Source organism: Streptomyces sp. AC555_RSS877, assembly GCF_019049245.1.
In the GTDB taxonomy this organism is placed as follows: domain Bacteria; phylum Actinomycetota; class Actinomycetes; order Streptomycetales; family Streptomycetaceae; genus Streptomyces.
Window position 1 is genome coordinate 1 of record NZ_JAGMUK010000161.1, and the last position, 9,824, is coordinate 9,824.

A 9,824-nucleotide genomic window follows, 5' to 3' on the forward strand; every position below is an offset into this window, starting at 1 on the left:
AGCGAACCGAGATCATCACTCGACCCCCGCGAATCACGCTGCAGATTCGAGAGCGTCTGCGCGCCCATGTCGAACTTCATCACGCCTCCCCCGTCGGGCTCCTACTACGGCGGACCGTGCCCGATCCGCCTCACAAGTCTCGTCAATCTCTATCAACCCGGTAGTTGCCTGTGCAATCGAGGTCCCCTGCACTCACAGAAGCACCACAACTCGGCCAGGACCCGCTACCGGGCAGGTCCACCGAGCCGGCTCACGGCCGTCCGTCTCCGAAGATCACGTCTCCCGCGTCTCCGGAATGGCATCCCGCAACTCCGTCACCGCGCGTTCACCAGGCCTGACGGCGATGAGACGGCGGGCGGCATCCAGGGCCCACGTCGCGTCGACGGGACGGGCCGCGGCGGTCATCAGCGCGAGTTGCAGGCCCAGGTCGTACGACGGCTGGTCCTCGGCGAGCCTCGCGATGCCGCGCTCCACCGCGGCTTTGAGGGCAGGCAGTAGAACGGTGACGAGTTCCCGGCGCAGCAGCGCGCTGACGTGCCGGTCGAACTGCACGCGGTCCGCGACGAGCAGCAGGGCCTCGGCCGCCTGCAGCCGCTCGGTCGCCGTGCCGCGCTCCTCGACCATGTCGGCACTGTCCCCGACGGCGTCGGCGAGCACCCCGAAGGTGTCGTCCTGGCCGTGCAGCCGGTCGTACGAGGCGCCGCGCCATACGGCGGATTCCGGCGACCGAGCCGCCTGGACCACCGCTTCGTATCCGACCGCGTCCGCCCAGCGAGTGAGCGCGGCGCAGGCCAGGAAGCGGCCTGCCGGGTCCTCGTCGGGATCCCGCAGGACTTCCTTCAGCGCCTCGGAACGCTCCTGGTAGCCACCGTCGAGTCCCTCGCTGATGACGTCATCGGGATCGGCGGCCGTGCCGTCGAAGTCCACGAAGAGCAGGTGGGCGACTCTGGCGCTCGGCTCCCATGGACCTTGGCTGTCGGACAATCGGTACTCCTGTGCTCAGGTCGGCTCGCTGGATCACGTTATCCGGCTCGTCACGGCGTCTTGGTCGTCGGGTAGGGGCCGTTCACGTAGTCCTTCGGGACGATCCCGCTGATCAGCCATTCGCCGTCGCGTCGGGTGTTGAGCAGCGCCATGACCCTGCGGTGCACCTTGCTGGTCTTGCCCTTGCTCAGTCCGAGGTCGTTGACGAACTTGGTCACCGCGTCGGTGTCCGTCGGCTTGAGCGTCGCCGGCACCTCCACGTCCTTGCCCGCCGTCTTGGTGATGTCCTCGCTGATGCTCTGCTGGATCTGCTCGGGACGCAGGATCTCCACGTTCGAGACCTTGCCGGCGTCGATGTCCGCCTGCAGCCGCCGGTAGTCGATGCTGACTTCCTGGGCGCCGTAGACCTTGCCGGTCCCGTCCCTCGGAGCGAAGGAGGTGAACTGGCTCGATTCCTTGGCCTTGGGGTTCGCGCCGCCCAGCACGTGCTCGAGCGGCGTGATCTTTCCGTCCGGGTTGGCCGGCACGATGCCGGTGTCCGGGTCGAACCGCGACTTGCGCAACCCGTACTGGTTGTGGGTGGCGCCGAAGTCGTCGTCCTGCCGGATGATGGGGGGTTCGTCCCCCGCCGGGTCCTCCGTCGCCTTGGGCGGAGTCTCGTCCGTGGCCGGGGCCACGCCGTCGCCGTCGCCGTTCGAGCCGCCCGTCGCCTCGTCGGCGCGATCCGCGGGGGGTGCGTCGTCGGCGTGCGGAGGTACGTCGTCGCCGTGCGCGGCCACGTCGTCTCCGTGGCCGCCGACAGGCGCGGGCGGGTCGCTGGTGTGCGAGCCGCCGGGCGGGCCGTCGCCGGCCTGTGGCGGTACGCCCTCGCCGCCGGAGGTGTGGCCCGCGTTGTCGCCGGCGCCCACCAGAGCCGGTTCCTTGAGCGGGGCGTCGACCTGCGGCACTCCGGCACTCGGCGTCGGCGTGGCCTCGTCGGCCGTGTCCACGACCGTCTCCGCGGGTGCCTGGTCGGCGTGCTGGACGATGCTGCCCTGGCTGTCCAGGAGGTTGCCGTCGGCGTCCATGTACTGGGCGGGAGCGCCTTCGGGCGTCCCCAGGTCGATCGTGCCCTCCGGCAACGCCACCGTCTGCTCCGGCAGCCGCACACTCCCGTCGGGGAGTGTGGTGGCCCCCTCGGGGACGGCCGCGCCCTCCGGCAGCCGCACGGTGCCGTCCGGGAGCGTCACCGAGCCCTCCGGCAGGGTGACAGCGTTGTCCGGGAGGGTGGGGATGTCGATGTTGCCCACGCCCCTGAGGTACCTCACGATGTCGCCGATCTTCGACAGACCGGCACCGGCGCCCTTGGCGATGTAGGTCATCGGGTCGATGATCCGGCCCGCCTTGCCCGCGACCGACAGCACCTTGGCCACCGCACCGGCCCTGGTCACGCCCGCTGCGGCGGCACCCGCACCGCCGGTGAAGACGGTGGTGAGCACGTTGAAGGTGACCAGACCGGCCGCACGGGCGGGGTTCTCGCCCCACTGGTCCCACGCCACCAGGGCCTTGCCGGTCTCCTTCATCGCGGTGCGCGAATCGCGCAGCCACGACGGCATCTTGTCGTCCGGCAGCGTCCAGAACAGTGCGCCCGCACCGGGAATGACGGTGACCACCAGACCCGTGACCAGCTGGGCAAGGCCCTTCCATGCCTGGCCCATCGCCTCCAGGCCGTTGAATCCGAGCAGCGTGCCCAGGCCCTTGATGGCGCCCCAGATGCCGTCGACTATCAGGCCGTCCCAGAAGAACGACTTCAGCCAGTGGCCGATCTCCCACCAGTGGTGCTTCTCCTCCACCGGGTCGCCCCAGGGGAGCTGCGCGTCCTTCATGTCCGCGGCGTCGAAGCCGTACTGGTCCGTGCGGTCGGAGCCGTCACCGGCGACCATCTGCGTGCCGCCCCACAGGGCGGTGATCCTGTTGTGGCAGGTCCGTTCGGCCGCCCAGAACGCCGCCACCGTCGTGGTGATGTCGTCCCGGATCTGGTTGTGCTCGTCGACCTTGTCGCCGTCGTACTGCCATTCGTCGTCTTCCGCGGCCATTGCGAGGAACGCCGTCGCGTCCGTCTTGAGCTGCTTCAGCTTGTCGACGAGGGGGCGGATCTCCGTCGCGTACGACGCCAGCGCCCCGGACACCGTCTCCAGGTCGTCGGCGAAGGCGTCCGCGCGCTCCTGGACCGGCTTCGTCGTCGCGAACAACTGCTCCGCCTCGGGAGCCGTGTAGTACGCCGACAGGCCCTGGAACTGCGAGTGCACGTTCCCGCCGGTCTTGCGTACCTCACCCGCGTCCTTCTTCAGGTCCGCGTGGTCCGTCTCCAACTGTGCCAAGTCACCCGTGAACTGGGGTATCTGATCCGGCTTGATCATTCGTTGCCCACCCCCGGCAGATCCGCCGCCGGCGCCGACAACGCGTTGCGCTGCGCCTCCGTGGTCATTGCCGCATCGCCAGGCACCCGTCTACTGCTTCGCGTTGTCACCCTGCTCCTGGTCCCCGAGCCGAACGCCGAGTCCATCCCCGGCCCACCCCGTACCTCGCCCCATCTCTATCAACCCGATAGTTGTCTGTGCAATTAAGGCCCCCTGCACGCACAGAAGCACCACGACCCAGCTCGGATCCCCTTACCACGTAGGTGAGTTGACGAAGACCGCCCATGGCGCGATGGTCAAGATCCAGCCACGGCGCCTCCATGGCAAGACCGCGTCATCCCGCCCCATGGACACGGGCGACGTCCGCACGAGCGATCACACGACGGAGTCGGCCTTGAGGGTCTCGACGAATGCGGCGAAGGTTCCGGTCGGGAAGAGGAGGGTTCCGCAGGAGGGGTCTTTGGAGTCTCGTATCGCCACGCGCGTGAGGTCGTTTGCGATCTCCACGCAGGAGTCGCCGTCGCCAGGGCCCGAGTGGGACGACTTCCGCCAGTTGTCAGGGGTCTCCATGGAACGCCTCACAGCTCTTTCATCAGCCCGTGGATGAAGTCACGCGACCGAACGGGGTCGAGCGACGCTGCCTCCACTTTACGGAAGAGCGTTCGAAAGGCCTCCAATTGGGCTTCGAAGTCGACCAAGGCGGCACCGTGGGGTGCATCGCGCACCACGGTGTCCAGCTTGGGCACCGCGCCTCCCGCGTACGTCATCGCGCTCGCGGCACCGGCGAAACCCTCCAGGCTGAAGGGGATGACACGGACGGTGATGTGATCCCCTTCGGAGAGTTGAAGGAGGCGGGCAAGCTGAGTTCGTGAAGCGGCTCGATCGCCGACCATGATGCGCAGCGCGGCCTCGTGGACGACCGCCCCGTACTGGATGGGCTCGGGGCCCTCGAGAATGACCTTGCGCTGCATGCGGTGCCGGACGCGCAACTCAAGTTCTTCACGGGGAAGCTCAGGCACCCGGTCGGCATAGACGGCGCGGGCGTAGTCCTCCGTCTGAAGCGGGCCGGGGATGAACAGGAACTGGGCTTCCCGCAAGAACGTGGCGTGGTGCTCCAACTCGGCGAGATCGAGGAATGAAGTGGGCAGGAGCCCCTTGAACTCCTCCCACCAACCGCGCGTCCGGTCGGTGGCCATCGCGACCAGGGCATCGACGAAGGCGTCGTCAGTGCAGACGTAGTAGGACGCGAGGCGGCGCAGTCTCTCCTCGCTCACCCCCGAAAGACCGGATTCGATGTGGCTGATCTGGACGGGGCTCACTCCGAGCAGCGCCGCCGCTTCCCTGGCGCTGAGGCCGGCCGCCTCGCGGAGTCTCCGCAGCTCGACCGCCAGGCGCATCTGACGTGCCGTTGGTTCGCGCCTCGTCGTCATCGACTGCCCCTCGGTTTTCAACGCACCTGCAGGCGCGGCTCGTTCGGAGGGCAGATTACGCGACCAACTTGCCCAACCGAAACATTATCCCCTACCGTCAGTGACGCGACGCACACGCTGCGAAAACACCGGGGGACCGGAAGCGCACCGCCCCGTCCTGCCATGACGGCTGCGGCACTGCCACCGCCCGCCGACCGCAACCCCCCACCACTTGAACGGAGTTCACGCGTGCCCGAAAACCAAGCCGAACCGTGGGAGTACTCCCTCTACATCCCCAACGACCTACGCGCGGTCACCGTCAGCCGCCGCACCCTGCGCCTGATCCTGACGATGCACGGACTGATCGGCCTGGTCGACGTGGCGGAGCTCCTCGCGGCCGAGCTGGTCAGTAATGCCGTACGCCACATCAAGGGGCCCGCCGCCCTGCGCGTGCGCTGGTCTGCGGGCGTCCTGCGGATCGGGGCGTGGGACGCGGATCCCGAACCGCCCGAACTGCCACGGCTGTTGGAACAGGAGGCCGACCACGAGGACGGACGGGGGCTGGCACTGGTCCGGGCGTGCGCCGACACCTGGGGCTGGCAGCCGCTGAGCAGACTCGGCAACCGGGGCAAGTACGTGTGGTGCGAGTTGAAGGCTGCCTAAAAGAGACGTAGCCCTCGGCATCAAGGTCGGGCTCCTCAGATCATCGAGTTCGACGGGTTCACAGCCGGATGCGGACTTCCCTGGCGATTTCCATCGGGCTCGACAAATCCCCAGTCGGCACGGCGTAGTGGAAACACCTGATCCGCTCCAGGAATTCGATCGGCAGAGCGACGTGATGGGCTCTCACGTAGAACCAGAGGTATCCCCGCCACACCCACTCCCCGTCCGAGTGGATCGCGTCGCCACCCATGACGGTCTGCCCAGAACCCAGAACCCAGAACGTCCTCGGACGAGCCCATGACGCTGAAGAGGTCATGCCCGGCCAGCACATACTGGGTGATCCCCTGCTCATCGACGTATGCGGAATCAGCAAGGAAATCCCGCACACTCCCTCGCGGCACCCCAAAGGAAGGCGACCACAGCTCTTGGAAGTGATCTGCGATCTTCAACATGCCGTCGAAGTCCCGGTAGGGGAGCTCGGCGACTCGCCTGGCACTCGGCTTCCTGGGCCCTTTCTGTCGGACAGCGGTGTCACCCCTGCGGAGTCGTGTTCTCCCAAGCCCGGGTCGGGTTTCCTTCCTCATCCCACTCATAGTGGGAGAGCGGGGTACCGCCGTCGGCGCTGTGAAGCTTCTTCGTGGCTAGAACGCCGTTCTCGTGCCAGCTCTTGTACTCCCCTGACAAGCTGCCCATCCGCATCGTTCCCTCGGCGCGAAGGACTCCGCTCTTGAACCACTCACGGAACGGTCCATCCCGGTAACCGTCCGTGTAGGTCACCAGACTCACGCGATGTCCTGCGAGGTACTCCTCGACCTCACCGGTGAAGAGTTCACCCCGGTACAGAAGTCGCTGGGCATAGTCGAGGTCCACCTCGGGGTCATCGAGGCGGATACGCTTCACACTCACCACCAGGCCAGGTAATTCAGCCGTTAATTTGGCGGAGCAGGCTGCTTTTCCTGCCCTTCGAAGAGGTATCGATACAAACTGCCCAAATACTCGTACAGAGCCTCATCACCATCGAACTCGATATCCGTCAGGCGTTCGTAATCACCGACAGTAAGCTCTCTCGTGCGCAACACCGACTCCAGGCCGACTCGGACCGCATTAACGTATTCTTCCTTGAAGGCATGCAAGGTCGGACGCAGGTAGCCCGTGGTGTCGTAGGCCTGCTCCAAGCCGAGATACACCTTGATGAACTTCTCAAGTTCCCTATTCACGACTTCAACCTCGATTACGGATGACGGCCCGGTGCAGGGTTGGCATACATGGTAATGAGCTTCCAGTCACCGTCCTCCATGCGATAAACGGGACGAATAGTGCCGCCCGCGAAGTCGACAGGTAGGAACTCGTTCAGATCCGACGGGTTTCGATAGAACCCGCTGAAGCGCTTGTGACCTTCGGGGCCGAGAAGATCCGCGATCGGCAACTCAGCGTCAGGGGGCTCCCCCGTACGCGAAATCTCGTCACGGAAGTACTGGTCAGCCCTCACCATGTCCTCGGGATTGTCGAACCGGGTCGCGTACGGACCCACCCGGTGGGCGCCACCGTGCACGCCGTCGACTGTGGTGCCGGTCAGCGGGTCAATGTTGTTCTCCGACTTCACATGGCCGGCATTAGCGGAATTTGGACCGTACATTTGAGGGCTGCCTGATGAATCGACCTTCGGTGTGCCCAGCCTATCCTGCAAGGCCTGCTCGTCCGGGTACAGGTGACGACCAGGCGCATGGCCTTCCCCGCCCTGCCTGTCATCAAGTTCCTTGATGCGGTCGTCAACGAACTGAGGATCAAGCGGTGGCTCCGTCCCCGGAGACGGAGGCTCCGAGGACGGAGTCGAGTCACCTGTTGGTGAGTCCGGCGTCGACCCGTTCGGCTCAGGCACGTTTCCAGGCCCGTGCCCACCACCGCCTCCAGCGCTGTCGCTGTGAGCCGCACCGTTGCCGTGGTCAGTCGGAGACTGATCCTGGTGACTGCTGGTCGGGCCATCGGTGTGACCGCTCGTCGGACTGTCTGCATGCCCGCCGGAATGACTGGTCGGGGGTTCATGGCTGGCGGAAGGGCCGGCACCGTGCTCGTGAGCTGTTCCGCCCGGCAGGTGGTCGCCCGCGCTGCCGCCAGGCAGGTGATTGCCCGCTGCGCCGCTGGGGAGGTCGCCTCCGGCGTGGACGGCGGGCACGTCGCCGCCCGCGTGCACCGCCGGTGCGGTGGGCACGTCCTCCCCGATCCGCCCCACGTCGCCGAGGTCGCTGCCCAGGCGGACGTGCTGGCCTGCCTGTTCGGCGGCGTTGGCGCCCGCGCCCACCAGCGCCGGTTCCTTCACCGGGGAGTCGACGCGGGGGGCGTCCGCGCCCGACGCCGGGTTGCCCGACGTCGGCCTGTCCACCACGTCCGTGGGTGCGTTGTCGACGTTGTCGACCACGTTGCCCTGGTTGTCGAGGAGGTTGCCGTCCGGGTCCATGTACTGGGCCGGGGAGCCGTCCACGCTCGGCAGTTTCGTCGTGCCCGCGGGAAGGACCGGGGTGTCGTCCGGGAGTTTGATGTTGCCGTCGGGGAGCCGGGTCGCGCCGTCCGGGATCGTGGCGCCCTCGGGCAGGTTCACCGTGCCGTCGGGGAGCTTGACCGCACCCTCGGGCAGAGTGAACGCGTTCTCGGGCAGGGTGGGGATGTCGATGTTGCCGACGCCCTTGAGCGCCGCGCTGATGTCGCCGATCTTCGACAGACCCGCGCCCGCGCCCTTGGCGATGTAGGTCATCGGGTCGATGACCTTGCCCGCCTTGCCCGCCGCCGACAACACCTTCGCCACCGCACCGGCCTTGCCCGCGCCCGCGACACCGGCACCCGCGCCACCCGTGAACACCGTCGTCAGAACGTTGAAGGTGACCGCACCGGCCGCACGACCGGGGTTCTTCCCCCACTCGTCCCACGCCACCAGCGCCTTGCCCGTCTCCTTCATCGCGGTGCGCGAATCACGGATCCAGGACGGCAACTTGTCGTCCGGCAGCGTCCAGAACAGCGCGCCCGCACCAGGAATGGTGGTGATCACCAGACCGGTCGCCAGCTGCGCGAGGCCCTTCCACGCCTGGCCCATCGCGTCCCAGCCACCGAAGCCCACCAACGTGCCCAGGCCCTTGATCGTGCCCCAGACACCGTCCACGATCAGACCGTCCCACACGAACGACTTCACCCAGTGGCCGACCTCGTACCAGTGGTGCTTCTCCTCCACCGGGTCACCCCAGGGAAGCTTCGCGTTCTTCATGTCGTCCGCGGAGAAGCCGTACTGGTCCTTACGCTCCGAACCGTCACCGGCCACCATCTGCGTCCCGCCCCACAAGGCGGTGATCTTGTTGTGGCAGGTCCGCTCCGCAGCCCAGAACGCCGCCACCGTCGCGGTGATGTCATCCCGGAACTGGTTGTGCTCGTCGACCTTGTCCTCGTCGTACTCCCACTCGTCGTCGTCCTTGACCGACCCGACGAACGTCGTCGCGTCCGCCTTCAGCTGCTTCAGCTTGTCGACGAGGGGGCGGATCTCCGTCGCGTACGACGACAGGGCGGAGGACACCGTCTCCAGGTCGTCGGCGAAGGCGTCCGCGCGGTCCTGGACCGGCTTCGTCGTCGCGAACAACTGCTCCGCGTCGGGGGCGGTGTAGTACGCCGACAGGCCCTGGAACTGGGAGTGGACGTCCCCGCCGGTCTTACGGACGTTGCCCGCGTCCTTCTTCAAGTCCGCGTGGTCGGTCTCCAGTTGCGGCAAGTTCCCCGTGAACTGGGGAATCTGGTCCGGCTGGATCACCGCTGGCCCACCCCCGGCAGATCCACCTTCGGCGCGGACAACGCCTTGCGCTGCGCCTCCGCCGCCATCTCCTCATCACCGTTCAGATAGGCCGTCGTCGCGTCCACCGCACCCTGCAACGACTTGCCCGCCCGCGCCGCGACGAACTGCAGGTCCTTCGACGCCCGCTCCGCGAACTGCGACAACGCGAGGGCGACCAGACCACCCGCGGCCTTCTCGCCACCCTCGCCGCCGCCACCCCCGCCCTCGGCGGAAATCGTGCCCGCGCTCGTCGCCGCAGACGTCAGATGCTCACCGAACGCCTTGGCATGCTTCTCCAGGTCCGACGCGGTTTCACCCGTCGTCTTCAGCACACCGGAAATACCCTGCGGCTTGAGATCCCAGCCCGACACAACAGCCCCCGTATTCCGAAGTTCCCACAGTCCAACAGACCTGCAGAGCCCTACGGCCCCACTGCTCTACATCCTGCCTACGACAGGCTCACTCAGCCGATGTTGTCGACCGCGGCCTTGGCCCGCTGGATGGTCGACTGCGCCGTACCGTCGTTCTTCTCCAGCGTCGACTTCAGCAACGCCACAATGT

General features: G+C 66.9%; 9 protein-coding genes. 1 reads left to right on the forward strand and 8 read right to left on the reverse strand.

The window, feature by feature from the left end; all coding sequences use genetic code 11:
• Window positions 1–273: 273 nt before the first annotated feature.
• From KUM49_RS38040 to KUM49_RS38055, 4 genes are all read right to left on the reverse strand, one after another.
• Window positions 274–984, reverse strand: coding sequence for a hypothetical protein (locus tag KUM49_RS38040; RefSeq protein ID WP_217241536.1), 711 nt, complete (start codon window positions 982–984; stop codon window positions 274–276).
• Window positions 985–1,034: 50 nt separating this feature from the next.
• Window positions 1,035–3,383 (reverse strand): hypothetical protein, encoded by a 2,349-nt coding sequence (locus KUM49_RS49135; protein ID WP_254402409.1) that lies wholly within the window; start codon window positions 3,381–3,383, stop codon window positions 1,035–1,037.
• Window positions 3,384–3,758: 375 nt separating this feature from the next.
• The gene (locus tag KUM49_RS38050) at window positions 3,759–3,953 is read right to left on the reverse strand and encodes a DUF397 domain-containing protein (protein WP_217241537.1); all 195 of its coding nucleotides are present in this window, start codon (window positions 3,951–3,953) and stop codon (window positions 3,759–3,761) included.
• 8 nt (window positions 3,954–3,961) lie between these two features.
• Window positions 3,962–4,813: a helix-turn-helix transcriptional regulator gene (locus tag KUM49_RS38055; protein WP_217241538.1), complete on the reverse strand. Its 852-nt coding sequence runs from the start codon at window positions 4,811–4,813 to the stop codon at window positions 3,962–3,964.
• 228 nt (window positions 4,814–5,041) lie between these two features.
• Between KUM49_RS38055 and KUM49_RS38060 the strand changes: the two genes are divergently transcribed.
• The gene (locus KUM49_RS38060) at window positions 5,042–5,455 is read left to right on the forward strand and encodes an ATP-binding protein (protein WP_217241539.1); all 414 of its coding nucleotides are present in this window, start codon (window positions 5,042–5,044) and stop codon (window positions 5,453–5,455) included.
• A 531-nt stretch (window positions 5,456–5,986) separates the two neighbouring features.
• Here the strand turns inward: KUM49_RS38060 and KUM49_RS38065 are convergent.
• From KUM49_RS38065 to KUM49_RS38080, 4 genes are read right to left on the reverse strand one after another with little or no spacing between them, the layout of a single operon-like run.
• On the reverse strand, window positions 5,987–6,364 hold the full coding sequence (locus KUM49_RS38065; RefSeq protein WP_308406940.1) for a hypothetical protein: 378 nt from the start codon (window positions 6,362–6,364) through the stop codon (window positions 5,987–5,989).
• Between the two features lie 20 nt (window positions 6,365–6,384).
• Complete coding sequence (locus KUM49_RS38070) at window positions 6,385–6,672, reverse strand: hypothetical protein (RefSeq protein WP_217241540.1); 288 nt, start codon at window positions 6,670–6,672, stop codon at window positions 6,385–6,387.
• Window positions 6,673–6,686: 14 nt separating this feature from the next.
• Entirely contained in the window at window positions 6,687–9,242 is a 2,556-nt protein-coding gene (locus tag KUM49_RS38075; protein WP_308406941.1) for a hypothetical protein, read from the reverse strand.
• A complete protein-coding gene (locus KUM49_RS38080; RefSeq protein ID WP_217241541.1) occupies window positions 9,239–9,634 on the reverse strand; it encodes a DUF6507 family protein in 396 nt (131 codons plus the stop codon). The genes KUM49_RS38075 and KUM49_RS38080 overlap by 4 nt, the downstream gene beginning before the upstream one ends.
• Between the last annotated feature and the right edge of the window lie 190 nt (window positions 9,635–9,824).

Bases quoted from the DNA above. Each gene is read 5' to 3' on its own strand.
- KUM49_RS49135 (WP_254402409.1), bottom strand. From the start codon at position 3,383: ATGATCAAGCCGGATCAGATACCCCAGTTCACGGGTGACTTGGCACAG.
- KUM49_RS38050 (WP_217241537.1), bottom strand. From the start codon at position 3,953: ATGGAGACCCCTGACAACTGGCGGAAGTCGTCCCACTCGGGCCCTGGC.
- KUM49_RS38055 (WP_217241538.1), bottom strand. From the start codon at position 4,813: ATGACGACGAGGCGCGAACCAACGGCACGTCAGATGCGCCTGGCGGTC.